18 protein-coding genes are annotated in these 20355 nt (G+C 63.1%); 9 read left to right on the top strand and 9 right to left on the bottom strand.

Annotation, left to right across the window (positions count from 1 at the left end; translation table 11 throughout):
- Positions 1–80 precede the first annotated feature (80 nt).
- The 4 genes from C483_RS08550 to C483_RS08535 form a co-directional block, all read right to left on the bottom strand.
- The gene (locus C483_RS08550) at positions 81–878 is read right to left on the bottom strand and encodes an HpcH/HpaI aldolase family protein (protein ID WP_006652956.1); all 798 of its coding nucleotides are present in this window, start codon (positions 876–878) and stop codon (positions 81–83) included.
- Between the two features lie 186 nt (positions 879–1064).
- Complete coding sequence (locus C483_RS08545; protein ID WP_006652955.1) at positions 1065–2231, bottom strand: enolase C-terminal domain-like protein; 1167 nt, start codon at positions 2229–2231, stop codon at positions 1065–1067.
- Between the two features lie 141 nt (positions 2232–2372).
- On the bottom strand, positions 2373–3602 hold the full coding sequence (locus C483_RS08540; protein WP_006652954.1) for an enolase C-terminal domain-like protein: 1230 nt from the start codon (positions 3600–3602) through the stop codon (positions 2373–2375).
- 244 nt (positions 3603–3846) lie between these two features.
- On the bottom strand, positions 3847–4386 hold the full coding sequence (locus C483_RS08535; RefSeq protein WP_006652953.1) for a GNAT family N-acetyltransferase: 540 nt from the start codon (positions 4384–4386) through the stop codon (positions 3847–3849).
- A gap of 250 nt (positions 4387–4636) precedes the next feature.
- Between C483_RS08535 and C483_RS08530 the strand changes: the two genes are divergently transcribed.
- The gene (locus C483_RS08530; protein ID WP_006652952.1) at positions 4637–5923 is read left to right on the top strand and encodes an MFS transporter; all 1287 of its coding nucleotides are present in this window, start codon (positions 4637–4639) and stop codon (positions 5921–5923) included.
- A 50-nt stretch (positions 5924–5973) separates the two neighbouring features.
- Here C483_RS08530 and C483_RS08525 read toward each other — a convergent pair whose 3' ends face one another.
- A complete protein-coding gene (locus C483_RS08525; RefSeq protein WP_006652951.1) occupies positions 5974–7134 on the bottom strand; it encodes an NAD(P)/FAD-dependent oxidoreductase in 1161 nt (386 codons plus the stop codon).
- A gap of 220 nt (positions 7135–7354) precedes the next feature.
- On the opposite strand from C483_RS08525, the gene C483_RS08520 reads away from it, so the two are divergent.
- The 4 genes from C483_RS08520 to C483_RS08505 all read left to right on the top strand — a co-directional run bounded on the left by C483_RS08520 (position 7355) and on the right by C483_RS08505 (position 11970).
- The gene (locus tag C483_RS08520) at positions 7355–8530 is read left to right on the top strand and encodes an MFS transporter (protein ID WP_083860414.1); all 1176 of its coding nucleotides are present in this window, start codon (positions 7355–7357) and stop codon (positions 8528–8530) included.
- Positions 8531–8799: 269 nt separating this feature from the next.
- Positions 8800–9993: a thiolase family protein gene (locus tag C483_RS08515; RefSeq protein ID WP_006652949.1), complete on the top strand. Its 1194-nt coding sequence runs from the start codon at positions 8800–8802 to the stop codon at positions 9991–9993.
- A 2-nt stretch (positions 9994–9995) separates the two neighbouring features.
- Positions 9996–10406, top strand: a complete 411-nt coding sequence (locus tag C483_RS08510) for a Zn-ribbon domain-containing OB-fold protein (RefSeq protein ID WP_006652948.1) — start codon at positions 9996–9998, stop codon at positions 10404–10406.
- A 94-nt stretch (positions 10407–10500) separates the two neighbouring features.
- A complete protein-coding gene (locus tag C483_RS08505; RefSeq protein WP_006652947.1) occupies positions 10501–11970 on the top strand; it encodes a M20/M25/M40 family metallo-hydrolase in 1470 nt (489 codons plus the stop codon).
- On the opposite strand, the gene C483_RS08500 is transcribed toward C483_RS08505, so the two are convergent.
- Entirely contained in the window at positions 11967–12401 is a 435-nt protein-coding gene (locus tag C483_RS08500) for a universal stress protein (RefSeq protein ID WP_006652946.1), read from the bottom strand. The two genes, C483_RS08505 and C483_RS08500, sit on opposite strands and share 4 nt — an antisense overlap.
- A 164-nt stretch (positions 12402–12565) precedes the next feature.
- Between C483_RS08500 and C483_RS08495 the strand changes: the two genes are divergently transcribed.
- From C483_RS08495 to C483_RS08485, 3 genes are all read left to right on the top strand, one after another.
- The gene (locus tag C483_RS08495; RefSeq protein ID WP_006652945.1) at positions 12566–13963 is read left to right on the top strand and encodes an FAD-binding oxidoreductase; all 1398 of its coding nucleotides are present in this window, start codon (positions 12566–12568) and stop codon (positions 13961–13963) included.
- 161 nt (positions 13964–14124) lie between these two features.
- Positions 14125–15357, top strand: coding sequence for a mandelate racemase/muconate lactonizing enzyme family protein (locus C483_RS08490; RefSeq protein WP_006652944.1), 1233 nt, complete (start codon positions 14125–14127; stop codon positions 15355–15357).
- 89 nt (positions 15358–15446) lie between these two features.
- Entirely contained in the window at positions 15447–15947 is a 501-nt protein-coding gene (locus C483_RS08485; protein ID WP_006652943.1) for an Lrp/AsnC family transcriptional regulator, read from the top strand.
- Between the two features lie 51 nt (positions 15948–15998).
- Here C483_RS08485 and C483_RS08480 read toward each other — a convergent pair whose 3' ends face one another.
- Together C483_RS08480 and C483_RS08475 are read right to left on the bottom strand one after the other, a co-directional pair.
- Positions 15999–17201 carry a CaiB/BaiF CoA transferase family protein gene (locus C483_RS08480; RefSeq protein WP_006652942.1) on the bottom strand — a complete coding sequence of 401 codons (1203 nt, stop codon included), beginning with the start codon at positions 17199–17201 and terminating at the stop codon, positions 15999–16001.
- 93 nt (positions 17202–17294) lie between these two features.
- Positions 17295–18518, bottom strand: a complete 1224-nt coding sequence (locus C483_RS08475) for an MFS transporter (RefSeq protein ID WP_006652941.1) — start codon at positions 18516–18518, stop codon at positions 17295–17297.
- A 517-nt stretch (positions 18519–19035) separates the two neighbouring features.
- On the opposite strand from C483_RS08475, the gene C483_RS08470 reads away from it, so the two are divergent.
- Positions 19036–19806, top strand: coding sequence for an IclR family transcriptional regulator (locus C483_RS08470; RefSeq protein ID WP_006652940.1), 771 nt, complete (start codon positions 19036–19038; stop codon positions 19804–19806).
- A 35-nt stretch (positions 19807–19841) separates the two neighbouring features.
- On the opposite strand, the gene C483_RS08465 is transcribed toward C483_RS08470, so the two are convergent.
- Positions 19842–20249 (bottom strand): hypothetical protein, encoded by a 408-nt coding sequence (locus tag C483_RS08465; RefSeq protein WP_006652939.1) that lies wholly within the window; start codon positions 20247–20249, stop codon positions 19842–19844.
- Positions 20250–20355: the final 106 nt, after the last annotated feature.

Raw genomic sequence — 20355 nt, 5'->3', positions numbered from 1 at the left:
AGAGAAAGAGAGCGGATCGAGTACGAGTAGCGGACGAGTGCAAATAGCGAACGAGAAGAGCGAGAAGAGCGAGACGCGAGTCAGCGCCCACCGTGTCGTTCCAGACTCTCCTCGTAGGCCGCACACACGTCCCGTCCCGTTTCGATGAGACTCGTCATGTCCTTACCCGCGATCTGCCAGTCGAAACCGCGTTCGACAGCTCTGTCGACATCGTCTGCACGGACCGAAAGCGTGCCGACCACGAGCCCCGCATCGTTCGCCGTTTCGATGACGGAGGTCATCGCTGTCTCCAGTTCTGGCGCGTCCCAGTCGTAGAAGACGTCGAGCGACGCCGAGAGATCCGCCGGGCCGACGAACAGCGCGTCGAGGCCGTCGACTGCGGCGATTTCCTCGGCGTTCTCGACGCCCGCTTCGGTCTCGATCTGGCCGATAACACACAGCGAGCGGTGGCCGGATTCGACGTACTCGACGAAGTTCTCCCCGTAGTCCGCTGCGCGACCCGATGCGACGCCGCGGTCGCCGTCGGGCGGGTAGCGCGTCGCCTGGACGAGTTCCCGTGCGTCCCCGGCGTCGTCGATCATCGGCACCATGATTCCGTCGACACCAATGTCGAGAATGCGCTTGATTCGGACCGGATCGTTCCAGGCCGGCCGGACGACAACCGAGAGGTCGTCCGACGCAGCCGTCGCCGCTCGCGCGAGCGATGCGACGGTCTCGAGACTCATCGCCGTGTGTTCGGTGTCGATCAGCACGAAGTCGAATCCCGCGCTGGCAGCCGCTTCGACGATCGCGGGATGGCCAATCGAGACCCACATTCCGAGTGCGTTCTCCGAGGTGAGCTGTGCTGCAAGATCGCTACTGGCGGCATCACCAGTCATCGGCAGCGAGCCCTCCGTGATCCTGCGGGTTGGTGGGGGTGACGTCTCTGCACGTTGATGGGACGTATCTCTGTACGTTGGTTGGTGGTGCCTCTGTACGCTGGTTAGTGGTGTCTCTGTCCGTTCGCCGTCGGTGCGTATTCGTGTTCATTGTCGCGTTGATAGTCACGCTCAGTTTCGACCAGGTCACTCGTAGGTCCGGCGGCCAATCTCACGGTCGTAAATCTCGTCCCAGTCGTACTCGACGCCGAGGCCCGGCCCCTCCGGAACCTGGACGTGGCCGTCCTCGTCGACCGTATCGAGCATGTCCGAGTAGTCGTCGGCGTACACCGGCGGCTGGGTGTTCGGACAGTCGGGATGGACCAGCGCAACCTCGTAGTAGTTGCTGTTGCGCGTCGCCGCCAGACAGTGTCGCTGAGCCGGCCCCGGCGCGTGGTACTCCACGTCCAGTCCGAAGCCCTCCGCGACGCGAGCGATTTTCATCGCACCCGTGATACCGCCGTCGTACTCCGGATCCGCGCGGACGAAGTCCGTCGCGTCCGCCGCGATGAAATCAGTGTGGGGCTCGAGACCACGAACGTGCTCGGTCTGCAACAGCGGCGTCTCGAGTTGCTCGCGAAGCTTGCGGTGGCCGTGCTGGGAGATGCCGCCGTCCCGGTAGGGATCTTCGTACCAGAGGTAGTCCATTTCGTCACAGGCTTTTCCGATTTTCAGCGCGTCCGCGAACGTGACCGGGTTGCAGGCAGGGTCGATCATCAGGTCCATCTCGTCGCCGACGCGGCGGCCGACTTCGCGGACCGTCTCGGCCGACTCCTCGGCGTCGGTCCAGTCGCCGCCCCAGTCGTGGATTTTGAAGCCCTGATACCCCATCTCGAGGCAGTCCTCGGCGAAGTCGGCGTACGCTTCGGGGGAGTCGAGACCGCCGTTACGGTCGCCCTGATAGGTCGAGGCGTAGCTGGGGAACGATCGCCGGTAGGTGCCGAGCAGTTCGTGAACCGGCGCGTCGCGGTACTTGCCAGCGAAGTCCCAGAGGGCGATGTCGATCGGTCCCATACCCATCCAGTCGTACTTCCGGAGTGCGCGCTTGAGCGCGCTCCAGTGTTGTTCGCGGTCGAGCGGGTTCTTCCCGACGAGGTAGTCGGCAACCATGTTGAGCTGTGCGGCGGCGGGCGAGTTGCCGCCGACGTACTCACCAGTGACCCCAGCGTCGGTTTCGACGCGAAGCGCGAACAGTTTCCGCTCCGTGGTCGTTCCGGGCTCGTAGACGATACTGAAGCCGTTCGGCGCGTAGCCGACATCCGGTAACTCGTAGCCGAACTCGACGGACTCGATGCGCGTGATCTCGGGAGGCATCTACCGGCGCATTGTCGACTGTTACCTAATCTCTTTCCCCCGCGGAGATTCCGGCTGGCTGCTAACAGCGACGACCGCGGTGATTTCAGCAGGACGCTGACGGGGACGACGGCGAAACGAGCAACGAAACAGCGAAACCGCCTACGAGAACGAACAAACCTGCGTCCGCGACGCCACCACCGACTCGTCGATCACGATCCCCAACCCCGGTCGGTCGTCGAGCGAAATCACCCCATCCTCGGGCTCTGGCGGCTCCTCCAGGAAGAACTGGAACCCCTCGTTCCACTTTACGAGGTACTCGAGTACCGGCGAGACGTCGGGCGACTGTGCGGCGGTGAGATGCAAGTTCGCCGAGACGGAGTGGCCGTGGGGAATCACGGGTACGTCGTGGACGGAACCGAGCGTGCAGATCCGCTGAAGCTCCGTGATGCCACCGGCCCAGAACGTGTCGGCCTGGACGACGTCGAGGGCCTCGCGCTGGAGGAGCTGGTGGATACCCCAGCGGGTGTACTCGTGTTCGCCGCCCGCAATGGGGACGGGGGAGGTTTCGCGGAGGCGCGCGAGCTGGTCGAGTCGGTCGGGGTGGACTGGTTCCTCGATCCAGCGCGGGTCGTAGTCAGCGAGCTTCGGAATCGCCCGCTCGGCGTAGCTGCGAGTCCAGCTCATCCAGCAGTCGAACATGAGGTCGTAGCCGTCGCCGACCGCATTGCGTGCTGCCTCGGCGAGTTCGAGGTTCTGTTCCAGCCCGTCCGCACCGGAGCCGGGACCGTGTCGGAAGAACCACTTCTGGGCGTCGTAACCGGCCGCCTTCATTGTCGTCGCGCGCTCGCGAACGTCGGCGGGATCGACCGAGTAGCCCAGCATCGAGGCGTAGGCGGGTATCTCCGTCCGTGTCGGCCCGCCGAGCAGCCGGTAGACCGGCTCGTCGTAGTACTTCCCCTTCAGGTCCCAGAGCGCACAGTCGATTGCGCTGATCGCCTTCATCGTCTTGCCCTTTCGGCCGTGGATCTCGTTTCGGTACATGAGATCCCAGAGCTTCTCGGTTGCGAGTGCGTCCCGACCGACCAGCAGGCCGGCGACGGAATCGACCAGACGAGCCCACTCGCGGTCGATCGGCCCCGCGACACCCTCGATTCCTGCATCGGTCGTGAGCCGAAGGAACGTCTGCGTGACGCGGATCTCGTCTCGCTCCTCGTCGACGTAGGGCGTCATCACGTCGTCCGTCCCCATCAGGTACTCCGCGCCGATCGAGCGGAACTCGTCGTAGATGTCGAGTGGAATCGCCAGCCGCTCCTCGTAGAACGTTCGCGCATCGTCGTAGCCCTCGAGTGTCCCCGTCAGTTCGACGCACTCGTAGCCGGTGATCTTCACGGCTGCTCCCTCCGCTTTCGGCGGGCAGGCACGGTCCGTCGGTCAACGACGCGAGCGGGACGGAGCTGGCACCGACGGCCAGCCGGCAGGTTCGTAGAGTGAGCTACACACTTAATTGACATGCGTGAACACACAGCAATATCAAACATAACAGTTCGGGTACGCGAGTAGGACATCCCGGAACAGGGTGCTCAAACGGAGTCGGCCCCAGAACAGGATACTCGAACGGACCTGGCCCGTCCAATCAGGAGAGGTCGTATGTAAACGAGTAACAGTACTTCTCGTAGCCCAGGTCCTCGTAGAAGGCGTGGGCCTCGTCTCGCCACAGCCCCGACTCGAGTTCGACCGCCTCACAGCCGTGGTCGGCCGCCCACTCGTGGACGTACTCGAGTAGCCGGCGGCCGTAGCCGTTCGACCGTTCTGCCTCGGTTGTCACGAGGTCGTAGACGTAGGCGTGGCGACCGAGGTAGAAGTTGGTCGTGATCTTGACGCCGGCGACCGCGACGGCCTCACCGTCAACGTCGCAAGCGAACATCGTGTAGCCGTCTCCGGCCATCTCGACGTACTGTTCTAGGTACTGCTCCTCATCGAGATGATCGCGGAGCTCGACGAGAATGGGGAAGACATCGCGGACATCGGCGAGCGACTCGAGTTCGCGGATATCGATCGTGCTTCCAGTATCGCTGTCGTCGTTCCCGCCGTCGGTTCGGAGGGGCTCACTCGGCTGTTCCTTCGGTGGGACGCTATCCATCTCGCTCTCGGAATCTGGGTTGTGGTCAGTCATTACTCGAGTACGGGAGTGTACGTAACATGGCAATCGCGGCTCTCACTGTACGCAGTTCGAGACTGCCATCGACAGTGGAGGATGAGCCAGTCACAGTGCGTCAGGAGAGACATCGAACGGAGACTATTTTAACTTTGTTCAGCCACCACACCCCAATCAAGGACAGGATTCTACAACACGGAAAAACTTCGTCCCTGGTACACACAGGTAGCAATCGTTATGACGGAGGGGGTTCGTGTGTGAACTGTCAATGAGCACGGCGCAGTCCGGTCGGATGAACGACAACGATAAATCGATCACGGGGTTTGCGATGATTTCCCACGCGGTCGTCCACACGTACGAGCTCTCGATTCCGATCCTGATGGTGATCTGGCTCGCGGAGTTCAGCGTGAGTACGGCGATTCTCGGCACCGTCGTCGCAGTTGGGTACGGGTTGTTCGGGCTCGGGGCGTTGCCCGCGGGCATTCTCGTCGATCGCTTTGGATCACGCGAACTCGTGTTGGCCTGTCTGGCCGGAATGGGTGCCTCGTTCCTCCTGTTGAGTGCTGCACAGGGAATCGTCACGATCACGATCGCACTCTGTCTGTGGGGTGTTGCAGCGAGCATTTACCATCCAGCAGGGCTTTCACTGATTTCGACTGGCGTCGAACAGCGCGGGACCGGCTTCGCCTATCACGGGATGGCTGGTAACTTCGGTATCGCCTTCGGGCCGTTGCTAACGGCGGTTCTCCTGTTGTTCTTCGACTGGCGACTCGTTACCGCGCTGCTCGTCATCCCCGCGGGTATCGCGATTGCATACGCCTTGACGGCGAGCTTCGACGAGCGAGCGGCCGTGCAGGCCGAAACCGATGGCGGAGACATCGACGAGAACGCCGAGGGACAGATGACGCTCTCACGATTCGTCGCGGACAGTCGCGCGCTGTTCACGCTCGGCTTCACCGTCGCCATCGCGGTCGTGATGATGAACGGGCTGTTCTATCGCGGCACCCTGACGTTCCTGCCGGACGTACTGAGCGACTTCATGCCCGACATCGCCCAGCAGTTACAACTGTTCGATCCAGATAGTCCCATGGCAGAGGAGTTCAATCCTGCATCCTATCTCTACGCCGGGCTCTTGATGGTCGGCATGGCCGGCCAGTACGTCGGCGGGAAACTCACCGACCGCATTCGGACCGAGACCGGACTCGCCGTCATCTTCGCCTCGCTCACCGTCGTCGCCGTCCTGTTCGTGCCCGCCGCACAGGCCGGGCTGGCGACGCTCTTACTCGTCAGCGCGCTGCTTGGCTTCCTGCTGTTCTCCCTGCAGCCGATGTACCAGGCGACCATCGCGGAGTACAGCCCGCCCGGAGAACGTGGCCTCTCCTACGGCTACACGTATCTGGGAGTCTTCGGCATCGGCGCTGCCGGCGCGGCGATCGCTGGCTTCCTCCTCTCGATCGGCTCCGTCTGGCAGACGTTCGTCATCCTCGCCGTCTTCCCCGCAGCGGGCGCTATCCTCGCGATTGCGCTCTCGAAAACTGGCGACAGACGGAGCTGAGTACGAACGTACGAAAACGCGCCGCAGACTCGTTCTACAGATTCGATACGCTATACGTCCGAGGTCGAAACGTACTCGAACGACTCGGAGACATCCGCAAAGCGGTCCGCCGCGAACAGGTCGGTCGAAAACGACGCCGATTCGCCCGTCAGCCGCTCACGAACCGTCGGGCCGACGACCGGCGAGGTCATGATCCCGAGCCCGTTGAACCCGGTTGCGACGAGCAGGCCGTCGGGCGCATCCCGCGGCGTGTCGATAATCGGGCGCGTATCCGGCGACGCGGTATCGATCCCCGCCCAGCCGTTGACAAAGCCGGCATCGTCGAAGCCGTCGACGAACTCGGGGACGAAATCAGCGATGTCGAGCCGGAACGACTCGTCGACGTCCGTCGTGTACGACGCCGGATCGTCGATCGGGTAGTGGCCGCCGCCGATCAACAGGTCGCCGTTGTGCTCCGGGCGGAAGTAGACGTGTTCGCTCCCGACGCGTCCGAGCGGGAACTCCCTCGAGAGCGGCTCCTCGGGTTCGAGGACGACGACCTGCGTCCGGTACGGGCGAATCTGAACGTCGACACCATCGGGCAACAGACTACTCGTTCGCCAGCCGGCCGCGACCACGACCGCGTCCGCATCGATAGTTTCGGACGCCGTTTCGACACCGGACACATCGCCATCGTCGATCACCAGATCAGTTACTTCCGCACCCAGATCGAACGTCGCACCTCGCTCACGTGCCGCACTTTGGAGCGCCGTCGTGTACGTGTACGGATCGACCCAACCGGTATCCTCGTACACCACTGCGCCCGCAAACGCCTCGAGGTTGAACTGCGGGTAGTGCTCCGTGACCACACTCGAGTCCCGGTACGCAACTGGGAACCCCTCGTCCGACAGTCGGGCGGCGAGCTCCTGCGCCTCTGCCGCCTCAGCCTCGGTCATCACGTCGATCCGATCCCGTTTCGTGAACGAAAAGCCGTGCGAACCGTCGAACTCGCGGAAGAAGTCGTTTGCGTACCGAGCGACGGCGGGCGCGTCGCTGTAGAAGAGCGTCGGGGCGATGATCCCCGCAGAGAGGCCCGTCGCTTCGGCCGCGATACCGCTTCGGTCCAGTACCGTGACCTCGTGGTCGACGGCGAGGTTTCTGGCGGCGTGACAGCCGGCGACGCCGGCACCGACAACCACAATATGATCGCGTTCCTTGGTGGATGCACACATAGAACACTATCGTTCGAACACCAACATACCATTTTCGTTCGCCGTATGAACGATTCCGATTCTCGTTCAACGTCGTCTCAGAATCCCCTACATTCTTGGTATCGACGGATGAGTATCACGCAGAGCGAGTCGACTCGAGTACACCCCTCTCGAACTCCACCGAGTCGAGATGTAGGCGGGGTGCGAGCGGACGACTGTTGGGTCGACCGGTCGGAGTACGATGATGCGCTGGCGATATCGAGAGACGGTGCTTGCCCTGTGTACGCTCGCGTTTTTCGTGACGATGTACGGCCGGGTCGCGATCAGCCCGGTCGTGCCGTCGATCACGGAGGAGTTCGGCGTGTCGAACGCCGTCATCGGCGTGGCACTGACGGGGATGTGGCTCGCCTACGGGCTGTCGCAGTTCCCGAGCGGCGTCCTCGGCGATCGGTACGGTGAGCGAGTTGTCATCCTCGTTGCACTCGGCGGAACTGCGGTCGCGAGCGTGCTCATCGCCGTGGCTCCCGTCTTCAGCATCTTCGTCGTCGCGACGGTGATCCTCGGCGCAGTCGCGGGGTTGCACTACAGCGTTGCGACGACGCTGCTGTCGCGGATTCACGACAACGTCGGCACCGCGATTGGCATCCACAACTCGGGGGCGACGATCGCCGGCCTGGTCGCGCCGCTGATCGTCGCCTGGGTTGGCGTCACCTACGGCTGGCGGGCAGCGATCGTCACCACCGCTGTCGTCGGGGTTCCGGCGTTCGCGCTGTTCGCGCTGTTCGTCAGCCCGACCGAGCCACGGCGGCCGGAGCAGTCGATGCGCGACCAATTCGACCTGGCGTCGCTCCTCGAGATCCTCTCGCGGCCCGTCATCGCGTTCACGCTGTTCGTCGCCATCGTCGGCGAGTTTGTCTGGCAGGGCGCGGCGTCGTTCCTGCCGGTCTTTCTCATTGAACACCGCGAGTACTCGCCGACCGTCGCGGCGACCGGCTTCTCGGCGTACTTCGTCGCGCAGGGAATCGCACAGGTCGGAGTCGGGGCGGTCTCAGACCGGTTCGGACGCGACCGGGCGACAGCCGGCTGTCTCCTCCTCGGTGCGATCGGCCTCTGGCTGCTCGTCGCCGGGCCCGGTCTCGTCAGTGCTGCAGTGGGCGTGCTTCTCCTCGGAATCGGAATGAGCTTCGAGGCGTCGCTGCTGCCGCGATTTCTCGACGCGCTCGGGGACGAGGAGCGCGGAACGGGCTTCGGGCTCGTCCGGACCGTCTACGTCATCACGGCCTCGCTCGGCTCGGTCATCGTCGGTCTCGTCGCCGACGGCTTCGGCTGGGGCGCCTCCTTCGCGTTCCTCGCTGGCCTGTTGCTCCTCGCAGTCATCGCGTTCGCGCTGAACTGGCTGTTCTCGCTGGAGCTGTAGTTGCTAGCCAGTATGCGTGCCATCCTATCGTACCCTCCATCTCGTCTGCATCATCCATCCTATCCCTTCCCNTTCTCGCTGGAGCTGTAGTTGCTAGCCAGTATGCGTGCCATCCTATCGTACCCTCCATCTCGTCTGCATCATCCATCCTATCCCTTCCCACCCCCGTTCTATCCGCACCATCCATCCCATCCGAACCGTCGGCCCTGCACACCCACGCAGCCGACACCTAGACGTATAGTACTGCACTCGTAACAGACAGCCATTGCATGGGACGTTCACGCACAGCACAGGTAACCGGTATCGGACTCCTCCCGAACGGGACGCACTCGAGTCCCGAACGAGAACTCGCCTTGACTGTCGTCCGTGACGTGCTGGCGGATGCGGGACTGTCGCCCGCAGCGATCGATGGGCTCTACATGCCAGCGCCACGACCGTGGGCGGAGCAGAAGTTCGTCTCGACCACGCTCGTCCACAGACTCGGTATCGAACCCGACCGAACTCTCGAGGTCTCGACCGGCGGCTCGAGTAGCGCGAACGCGTTCCAGACCGCCGTCCACGACGTTCGACACGGCGTCGTCGATACGGCGGTCGTCCTCGCCGCTGAGCGTAGTTCGATCGTCGAGACGACCGGCCCCTACTTCGAGTACATCCTCAGCACGTTTGACGCAGAGTTCGAATCACCGATCGGGCTGTCGGTACCGGGTGCCTACGCCCAGAGCATGCAGCGATACTGCTACGAACACGATATCGACCGCGACGATTTCGCCGACATCGTCGTGAAGAACCGCGAGAACGCGGCCGACGATCCGGACACCTTGTTCAGCGACGGGGTCGATCGGGAGGCGGTACTCGAGTCCCGTCCGATCGCGGAGCCGATTCGGCTGTACGACTGCCCGGCACCGTGTGATGGGGCGGCGGCGCTGGTGGTGACGGCCGACGACGGTGGGGAGACGAACGCGGAATCTGAGGACGGGAGGGAACCACCGGTCACAATCGCCGGAGTCGGCAGCCACCACGCGGCGAGTCACTTCCTGCAGACCCACGGCGAACCGATCACCGAACTCCCAGCGGTTCGGCGAGCAGCCCGGACCGCGAGCGAGGAAGCCGGGCTGGAGCCCGATGAGATGGACATCTACGAGCCGTACGCGCCGTTTCCGCACATCGAGGCGATCATCACCGAGGAACTCGGACTGGTCGACCGCGGTGAGGGCGTCACAGCGTGTCTCGACGGCCGAACGCAACCCGACGGCGCGTTTCCGATCAGTCCCTCCGGCGGCTGTCTCGGCCGGGGCCACCCGCCGATGGTGACGCCGCTGTACAACTACGTCGAGGCCGTCCGCCAGCTCAGGGGAACGGCCTCGACGCAGATTGCAGACGCCGAGCACGTCATGACGACCGCAGAGCACGGCCACGTCAACGGTGCGACTGCCACCGTCTTCGAGAGAGCGAGGGGTTCGTAACGATGACCGAAACCGCGTTTACCGACCCGTTCTGGGAGGCACTCGCCGACGGACGATTCGTCGTTCCCCACTGCGAGGAGTGTGGCGAGTACTTTTTCCCACCAGCACCGAGCTGTCCGCACTGTTACTCGACAGCCGTCGACTGGGCCGGCTCGCCGGGACGGGGAACCCTGTACTCGGTTACCCGCCAGCACGCGACCGCCGACGGGTTCCCCGACGAACTCGTCGTCGGACTCGTGGCACTCGAGGAGGAGCCGCGAGTGCTCGCCGAGGTCGATGCCCCATACGACGAACTCGCGATCGGTGACGCCGTCGTGATCGAGCCACGTGCGTACCCGCACGAGTACGACCGCGGCCGGCGCGCCGACGACCCGTTCTTCGTTGCTCGACTGCGCGACGACAGCACGGACTGACGTCGTCAGTAGAGCTTTGTATCCGGACACGAATCGTGAGTCCAGACAGCATGCCACACAAGCAACCGCGATCATCACACGAGGGGTTCCGTTCGTGACCGACTCGACGGAGACGACAGACCCACGAGAGGTGCTCGAAACACGCGACGAAACGTTCCGCACCGATCTCGAGTCGTTGCTCGCCCAGCCCTCGATCAGCGCGACCGACGAGGGTGTCACGGAGTGCGCCTCGATGGTCCAGGAGCTGTGTCTCGAGTACGGCTTCGACGAGGCAGAGACCGTGAAGACGCCGGGACAGCCGGCGGTCATCGCGCATGCGGCGGCCAACCGTGGCGGGGAGGCGCGAGAAGAAGCGGCTGACGATGACGATAACAGCCAGGACGCACCGACCATCCTCCTCTACGGCCACTACGACGTCCAGCCCGCGACACCCGAGGAGTGGGACTCACCGCCGTTCGAGCCGACCGTCCGCGAGGGACCCGACGGCGAGCAGCGCCTCTACGCCCGCGGCGCGGGCGACAACAAGGGCCAGTGGTTCGCCCACGTCTGTGCCGTCCGCGCGCTGCGCGAGACCACTGGTCTCCCCGCGAACGTCGTCCTTCTGATCGAGGGCGAAGAGGAAAGCGGCAGCGAGCATCTCGAGTGGCTCGTTCGCGAGCACCGGGACGAACTTGCCTGCGACGTTGCCGTCGTCGCAGATGGGCCGATCGACTCCTCGGGTCGACCCCACGTCCTGCTCGGCGCGCGCGGGCTCCTGTACGTCGATCTCGAACTGCGCGGGGCGAACCAGGATCTCCACTCGGGCAACTTCGGCGGCCCGGTGCCGAACCCGGCCGCCGCGCTCACGGACCTGCTCGCCTCACTCGAGGACGACGGGCGCGTGACCCTCGACGGATTCTACGACGACGTGCGGCCGCTAACCGATCGTGGTCAGGAAATCGTCGCGGAGATTCCGGTCGACGAGGACGAGATCCGGGACGAACTCGCACTCGACGCGTTCGAAACCGACGCGGACGAGAACTACGTCGAGCGGTTGCTCACGCGTCCGAACCTCAACGTCGCGGGGCTCGACGCGGGCTACCACGGCGACGGGATGAAGACGGTACTCCCATCGAAAGCGAGCGCGAAGATCGACTTCCGACTGGTCGCCGACCAGGACCCGGACGCGATCTACGAGGCGCTCGTCGACTACGCTGAGGCACACGTGCCGGCGGGCGTCGAAATCGAACTCTCTCGCGTCGCCGCGATGGCACCGCAGCGAACGCCGGCTGACAGTCCAGTCGTCGAGCCGGCAATGCGAGCGACGCGCGACGGGTGGGGCACCGAGCCGATTCTGAAGCCGACACTCGGCGGGTCGGTTCCGACGTACGTCTTCGCGGATAATCTGGACGTACCGTGTCTCGTGATTCCCTACGCAAACGAGGACGAGCGTAACCACGCGCCGAACGAGAACCTCAAACTCTCCTGCTTCCGCGCAGGGGCGCGGACCACGGTAGCGCTCCTTTCGGAGTTTGCCGAGGCAGACCTTTCGGATCCTTCATCCTCGGCCTCAACTTCGACCTAGACGACCGTCACGGCCTGGTCTGCGTTGAGAATAACGTCCTGCGTGACGCTCCCGAAGACGGCCTTGCCGACGGCCGAGCGCTTGCGGCCGGCAAGGACGATCGCGTCGGCCGGAACGTCGTTCGCGTAGTCGATAATCTCAGCGGCCGGATCGCCGTGGCGACGAACGAGATCCGGTTCGATGCCGGCGGCCGTCAGTTCGTCACGAACGGCGAGGACGGAATCAGGGAACTCGTCTTCGTCGTAGAGGTCCTCCGACCGAGCGATTCCCTCGTCCCTCGCTTCGAACTCCTTGAACACGTTCAGGATCGATACAGCGACAGTGTCAGGGTCATCGATCGGACCGTCCTCACCAACGAGGTCGATCACGTGCTGTGCTGCTTTCGTGCCGCGATCTTGCTCCGAGTCGACCGGAATAACAATCTGGTACATCGGAATCTCTGTTGGGAAGAATGTGGACAGCTCCGTATGTAGCTTCCGACTCAGCAGGTGTTGGCTAAAAAGAACCAGTGTTCGCGACGAGCAACAATTCTGCGCCAGCGGGTCCCTTCCGCAACCGGAGCTGTTTTGTGCTCGTTCACACACCATATGTGACTATGGCACACGAAACCGGGTCTGGGTCAGCCTGTCGCTTCCTCGAAGAACTCTCTCTCGACGGTCAGGTGCGGTTCGAGGAGAGCGTTCGCAAGCGGTACGTCTCCGACGAGAGCGCCCACGTCGGCCGATTACCGGAGGCAGTCGTCTGGGCAGCCTCGACGGACGACGTCTCGGCCGTTCTCGCCGCGGCCAACGACCGAGGGATTCCCGTCACTCCCTGGTCCGGCGGCTCCGGACTCGAGGGCAACGCCGTTCCAGTCGACGGCGGCATCGTTCTCAACACAGCCGAACTAACGGATATCTCCGTCTCCCCCGCAGATATGCAGGCGACCGTCGGCGCGGGCGTCGTCTACGACGATCTGAACGATGAACTCGCCGCATACGGACTCCGGTTCGCACCGGGCATCTCGAGTGGCGAAGTCGCCACGATGGGCGGCATGGTCGCGACGAACGCGAGCGGCTTCAACGCCGTCCGCTACGGCGAGACGCGCGATCACGTCCGCCGGCTCGAGGTCGTCACCGCCGACGGCCGCGTGGTCGAGTGTGGCCGCGGCGTCGTCAAGACCTCTGCGGGCTACAGCCTGAAAGACCTGCTCGTCGGCAGTGAGGGCACCCTGGGCGTCGTGACGGAAGTTACAGTCGGCCTCGTCGGCATTCCGGAACACCGTCGGGCGGCCCTCGTCACCTTCCCGGACCGCGAATCGGCCTCCCGAGCCGTCGCCGACGCCATCGGCTCCGCACTCGTGCCGGGTGCACTCGAGTTCATCGACGAGCTGTCGACGAAGATGCTGAACGCCTACCGGGACGACGCGCCATTTACGGAGCAGCCGACGTTGCTCATCGAGTTGCACGCGAACAACGACGGAATCGAGGAGGATCTGTCGTTCGCGAAGGCGATCTGCGAAGATCACGGCATGACCACCTGGGAGGCAGCAGGACAGGAGAACATCGACGAGATTTGGCAGGCGCGCCGGGACAAGCTCTTTGCGACGCGGAGTTACCGCGAGGAGTGGGAGATCGCGCTCGTCGGCGACGTGGTGGTACCGATCTCGTCGTATCCCGAGATCGTCGGTGCGGTCAAAGAGATCAGCGACGACCTCGACCTCGTTACGTCCTGCGTGGGCCACGCGGGCGACGGCAACCTGCACTTCACACCACTGGTAGATCCGGACGACGAGGAGATGGTCGAGCGTGCTCACGAACTCAACGAGCGGGTCGTCACTCGAGCGATCGAACTCGGTGGAACTGCCACCGGCGAGCACGGGGTCGGCATCGGGAAGCGCAAGTTCATGGCCGACGAGCACGGGGCCGCACTCGAGTTGATGCAGTCGGTCAAGGAGACGATGGATCCGAACGGGATTCTGAATCCGGGGAAGGTGTTGCCGGAGCGGGAATAGTTGTCGTCGTTGTTGTCGTTGTTGCCATCGGTATCGTTGTTGTCGTCGATCACTGCGACAGAGACAGGTGCAAACAATTCTTCGCAGACGCTGCCAGCTACACGAAATCGCCAGTACCAGTAGATTGATACGCTCGGCTCGCAACGGTGCCACGTGATACCATGTATACAGACTTTGCGGCGCGGTTAGCAACGAGTATCTGGCCGGATTTCGATCGAACGCCATCCCGGTCGACCGATACGCCAGCGATCACCGACGTGGAGACGGTCGTCGTCGACGGCAACTTCCCGTGGACCATCGTCACCGTCGAGACCGACGCGGGCGTCACCGGCATCGGCGAGGCCTACCCCTCCCCCGGCGCCCACGAGGTCATTACCGACTTCTTCGGACCCGTACTGGAGGATGAGAACCCGCTCGACGTCGAACGGCTCTACCACCTCATGCGCGAAGCGCTCTCCGGTCGCGGCTCGCAGGACGGTATCGGCACCATCGCGATCAGCGGCGTCGAACTCGCGCTGTGGGACGCCGCCGGAAAGATCCTCGACCAGCCGGTCTACCAGCTCCTGGGCGGCAAGATGCGCGAGGAAGTCCGGATGTACGCGGACTGCCACGCGGGCGAGGGAATGGTCGAATCAGCGCTCAACGAGGGCGAAGAACACGGCGTCTACAAGCCCGAGGCCTACGCTCGCGCCGCCCGCGCCGCCGTCGACGACGGCTTCGAGATCATCAAGTTCGACCTGGACGTGCCCTCTGGTCGGGACATCGACACGCTCTCGCGGCACTTCGACAGTCCCGAAATTGAGCACAAACGCCGCCTCGTCGAGGCCGTCACCGACGAAGTCGGTGCCGAGGCCGAGGTCGCTGTCGACCTCCACTGGAACTTCAGTTCCGACGCGGCCCGGAAACTCTGTCACGCACTCGAGCCCTACGACCTCGCCTGGGTCGAAGACCCCCTCCCGCCGGAGAACGGCGACGCGATGGCGACGCTCAACCGCAGCGTCGACCAGCCCCTGCTCACCGGCGAGAACCGCTACGGCCGCCACGGCTTCCGCGACCTCGTCGAACAAGAAGCCGTCTCGTTCGTCGCCCCCGACATCCCGAAGACCGGCGGCATCGCCGAGACCAAGAAGATCGCCGAACTCGCCGACACCTACTACATGACGCTCGCACCCCACAACATCGGCAGCCCCGTCGCGACGATGGCTGGGGTCCACGTCGGCGCAACCGTGCCGAACTTCCTGGCACTCGAGTTCCACGCGCGTGACGTGCCGTGGTGGGACGACCTGGTGGCGCGCGAGGAGCCGCTGATTCAGGACGGGTACATCGAGGTGCCGGATACGCCGGGGCTGGGAATCGAACTGGACTGGGACGTCGTCGAAGCGCACCGCGCGTAGCTAGCGCTGTCGGATTGAACGCCAGTGCCGTCCAGTCCGATCAGGGCCTGATCGCGAGGTTTTTAGCCGCAGTTCGCCGAACAGACGATATGGCAGCCGATCTCGACGAAACCGACGTCGAAATCCTCGCGCGAGTAGAGCAATCGAGCGAGATGAATCTCGAGGAACTCGCTGCAGAACTCGGGCTTTCGAAGTCGACGATCCACTACCGACTGTCCAAACTGAAAGACAGCGAGGTAATCACCAGGCTGTCGGCGACGATCGATCCGCATGCACTGGGACTCGACATGCTCGTGTTCACGGACGTCACCGTCTCCCACGAGAGCGGTTACGCCGAAGAGATCGGCGAGATACTCTCCGAAATCGACGGTGTCTCGCAGGTCTACTACGTGATGGGAGACATCGACTTCATCGTCATCTCACGGGTGCAAACCCACGACCAGCTCCACGCGCTCATCGACGACATCGTCGAGATCGACGGCGTCAACGAGACCTCCTCGCAGTTCGTGATCCAGGAGGTGAAAACAGACGGTCGCGTGATCGCGAACATGTCCGACGAGATGATTGGGACTGTACTCGAGTCCGACTGAGTGCGAGTGCGAGTGTGAGCGCTAACACAGAGACAGAGAGTCAGACAGCAGCTACGCCTCCGAAAAGACCACGTCCTGTTCGTGCAACCGGTCGATATCAGCCGCCGAATACGAGAGCGCCTCGAGAATCTCGGCCGTCTGCTCACCCTTCGCCGGCGGTCGCGAAGAGAAGCCGCCGTCGTGAATACCCGCGCTAAAGCGGAACGGAAGCGCTGGAGCGACAACGGCCTCGTCGGTCTCCGGATTGTACGACTCAACGAGCATCTCGCGCTCCTCGACGTGTGGATCGCGGTCGACGAGATCCGCGACGGTTCGAACCGCACCCGATGGGACGCCCGCGTCGAGCAGTTCCGACTCGAGTTCCCAGACGTCGTACTGTTCGAACTCGGCGGTGAACTCGTCGCGAAGGGTTTCGCGGTGGTCCATGCGATCCTCGATGGTCTGGAAGCGCTCGTCCTCGAGAAGGTCCTTGCGGCCGAGGAGATGACAGAGACGCTCGTACATCGCTTCGGAGAGCGTCGCGACGTAGATGTAGTCCGTCCGATCTTCGCCGGCCGGGAAGACGCCGTTCGGAGCGCTGCCGATTCCGCGGCCGCCGGCGCGTTCGGGAAGATCGCCAGTGCGGTCGTAGCGCGAGACCCAGTAGGACATCCAGGCGACGGCGACGTCGAACAGCGAGATGTCGATCTCGGTCCCCTCGCCGTGACGGTCGCGGTGGCGGACGGCCGCCAGGATCGCGAAGGCGGCGTTCGCACCCGTTCCGCAGTCGATGAGGCTCGCGCGGATGCGGACCGGCGGACGGTCGCTGTAGCCGGTCGTCGCCATGAGTCCGGAGACTGCCTGAATACACGGATCGTAGCCGGGGTAGGAGCTGTAGGGACCAGTGCGGCCGAAGCCCGACAGCGAGCAATAGATCACGTCCTCGTTTCGCTCGGTGACGGACTCATAGTCGAGGTCGTACTGTTCGAGAACGCCAGGGCGAAAGCTCTCGACGAAGACGTCGGCTTCGTCGACCAGTTCGGTGACGATTTCGTGGCCGTCTTCGGACTTGAGGTCGACGCAGAGGCTCTGCTTACCGTGATTGAACGGCGTGAACATACTGCCGCCCATGAGGTGTCTGAAGTTGTCGCCTGCGGGCGGTTCGACCTTGATGACGGTGGCACCCATTTCGCCGAGCAGTTGCGTACAGACAGGCCCGGCGACCGACTGTGTCATGTCGACGACGGTGAGGTCGTCCAGCGGCTGTGGCTGCATAGTCAGGGGATGTGAGTGAACCGAGAAAGACCTTTGGGAACAATACACACGACGAGACGAGTCAGCAGTCGGCGACGGCCGGGTGAAGCCGACTCACTGTTTTGGGATACGAGCAGCGAGCAGCAGCATAACACCCGCGAGAACGGCCAGGGCCATAAACGCCTGATCGAAGAAGTCGTTGTCGGCGGCCGCACCGAACGCGACAGGACTCAGGGCTGCGACCATGAACGCGATCGTTCGAAGGATCCCGAAGCCGGTACCCCTGATTTCCTCGGGCAACGTCTCGAGGAGGTACGGCTCAGTCACGGTCGCGAACCCGAGGAGTGTACTCACGAGTGCGGTCACCCCGACCAGCGGCCAGAACCCCTCGACAAACGGTAACGCGAGGAGTGCGATTGCGGGGCCGCTTGCGACGATAACAAGCGAACGACGAATGCCGATGCGGTCGTACGCGCCGCCCGCGAGCGGTTTGATGAGGATCCCGAGTGCGAAGAAGAGTCCGAACAGCGTCGAGGAAACGGTGGTCGAGAGGTCTTTCACCTCGATGAGGTAGGTAGGATAGAAGCTCGTGAAGGCCTGCCAGACGCAGAGGCCGAGCACCAGCACGGCAGTGGGGTAGATGACGGCCCGCTGTCCGAGCACGGCAAGGAGGTTGCGGATGCGTTCGGACAGGGGACCAGACTCGTCCTCGTCGTCCGCTGCCGGTTCCTGGACCGGGACAGTGAACCAGAGGATGACACCCATCAGCAAGAACAGGGGGATGACGAACCCGAACCCAAGCTGCCAGAGGAACAGCGACGCGATGACGCCGGCGAGCGGCGGGAGTACGGACTGGCCGGCGTCCTGTGAGGCCGCAGTGACGCCGTTTGCTGCGCCGATGCGTTCGGGGTACAGTTTCGGCAAGATCGTGTACCGTGCGACGGCGTACAACGCTGTCCCGAACCCGAAGAGCGCCGTCGCAGCGAAGAGGATCGCCGGCGAGTTCGCCGTGATGACGAGGCCGAGCGTGATCGCGGCGACGACCGTACTGAGCGTCAATACGGTTCGCTCACCGATTCGGTCGGCGAGCATTCCACCGGGCAACTGTCCGATCGCGTACGCGAGAAAGAGAACCGTCAACAGCAGGCCGGAGGTCGTCAAATCGAGCCCGTAAGCCTCCCGAAGGTGGGGCAGCAGTACCGGATAGATCATTCGAACGCCCATCGAGAGGAACCAGCCACCCGCGAGCGCGAGCAGGATCGACCCGCGGCCGTCCTTACGGAGTGCAGCGACTGTCTCGGAGAGTGCGGTCAGGGAACGCGACGGATCGGGTACCACGTGGCCCTACGATAGCAGTACGAGCAATTAAAGATTGGTATACCCCCGAAAACGACTCCATTTCGGGTCAGATTCAACGATAGGCTTGTTTCGCCAGAGCCGAAATGTGTCAGTGATAGTCGGTTGGACGTCATATTCGAACGAACAGTGCGGAAAACGATCGTATCGGAACCAGACCGAGGCGTGTTCTGGGCGGACGTGTGGAATAGACACAACTTCAGTGAGCATCGGTACAGTGTATGTCTAGTCATAACATGGCAGCGAGCATGTATTACGGATGTACGTCTGTAATTTCTGTCCGTCATAGGGTAGCACAGTCTGGCTCGCTCGCCATACAGCGTGATAGGATCGGGAGGGCGTCAATGAGGTATTCGCCATCGTCGAAACAGCGGAATAACTGTGAACATGATACAAGTGGGACCGCAAGCAGTAGTCCGAATACACTCTCAACGTGTTGTTTATACACGACTGGCGGCACCGGCAGAATTATGGTCCTGTTACCACATGTTCCGAGAGAATGTCACACAATACCGAGGCTGGAGGGGGGATCCGGGCGACAGAGACCACATTCGCCCTCATCGAAACGCTCGCCGAGCGTGACCACGCGCGGCTGACGGAGCTCGCGACAGCAGTCGGTATCGCAAACAGCACCGCCTCCGAACACCTCGCGACACTCAAAGCGAGCGGCTACGTCGTCGAGGACGAAGCGGGCTACCGGCTCGGCCTCAAATTCATGGACATCGGTATCAGGGCCAAACGTCACTACGACGGGCTACTCGAGTGCGCCGAGCCGGTGCTCGAGCAGTTGGTCGAGGAGACGGGTGAAACGATCGGGCTGCTCGCCCAGGAGAACAATCAGGCGGTGTACGTCGATCGGCGGGTTGGTGAGCAGGGAGTGCCGACGAACGCCTGGATTGGAAAGCAAAAGCCGCTGCACACGATGGCTGCGGGGAAAGTGATGCTCGCACACCGCTCCGCAGAGCAGCGAGACGAAATCATCGACGACCGTGGCCTGCCGGCGGTCACTGAACAGACGATCACGACGCGCGAGGAACTCGAGGCGGACCTCGAGACGGTTCGTGAGCGCGGCGTGGCGTTCAACGATTGTGAGTCACACGAGCGAGTTCGTGGCGTGGCCGCACCGATCGTTCTGGGTGACGATATTTACGGGGCTGTCGCCGTGGCGGGACCGGCCAGGCGGTTGACGGAGACGTATTTCCGAGAGGAGTTGCCGAATCTGTTGCTGGGTGCAGCAAACGAAATCGAGCTCAAGCTGACGTATCACTGATTCTGACGAGACGGTTTTGGGTCGGGCGGGCAGACCTACAGCCACTCGACGATGACAGTCCACAAAATGACGGTGTTGAGGGCGATCGGCAACAGCTTCGGCGCGCTGAAGAAGCCCACCATCAGGACGAGCGAGAGGATGGCCCCGCTGCCAGCCAGTATCCGCCACCAGCTGAACGGCACCCAGAACTCGACCACCGCTAGCGCAGCACAAAAGGAGAGCGTTGCCGCGGTTAGCGCAAGGAACAGCCCGATAAGCGGTAAGTCGGCCGACACCACAAGCTGGCCGAACAGCCCACTGTCGCCATCACTCCACGGCCAGACCCACCGCAAGAGGCCGCCAAACTCTTGCTGGGCATCCCGGTCTAGCGGCACGAGATACGACGCTGCAAAGTGGGTCTGTAGTAGCAGAAGTGCTGAAAGCAGCCATTTTGCTGTCGTCATATTGTCTGCAAGCCGTGCTACAACAAAATCCTATCTGGGAACGACAGCAGTACCGGAGTCGCGATGGCAGGAACTGACACGACACAGTTCGTCCGATATCACCGAA

The organism is Natrialba hulunbeirensis JCM 10989 (genome assembly GCF_000337575.1).
Lineage (GTDB): Archaea > Halobacteriota > Halobacteria > Halobacteriales > Natrialbaceae > Natrialba > Natrialba hulunbeirensis.
Note: the sequence above shows the minus strand (reverse complement) of the source record. Positions and strands in the feature narration are given on the sequence as shown.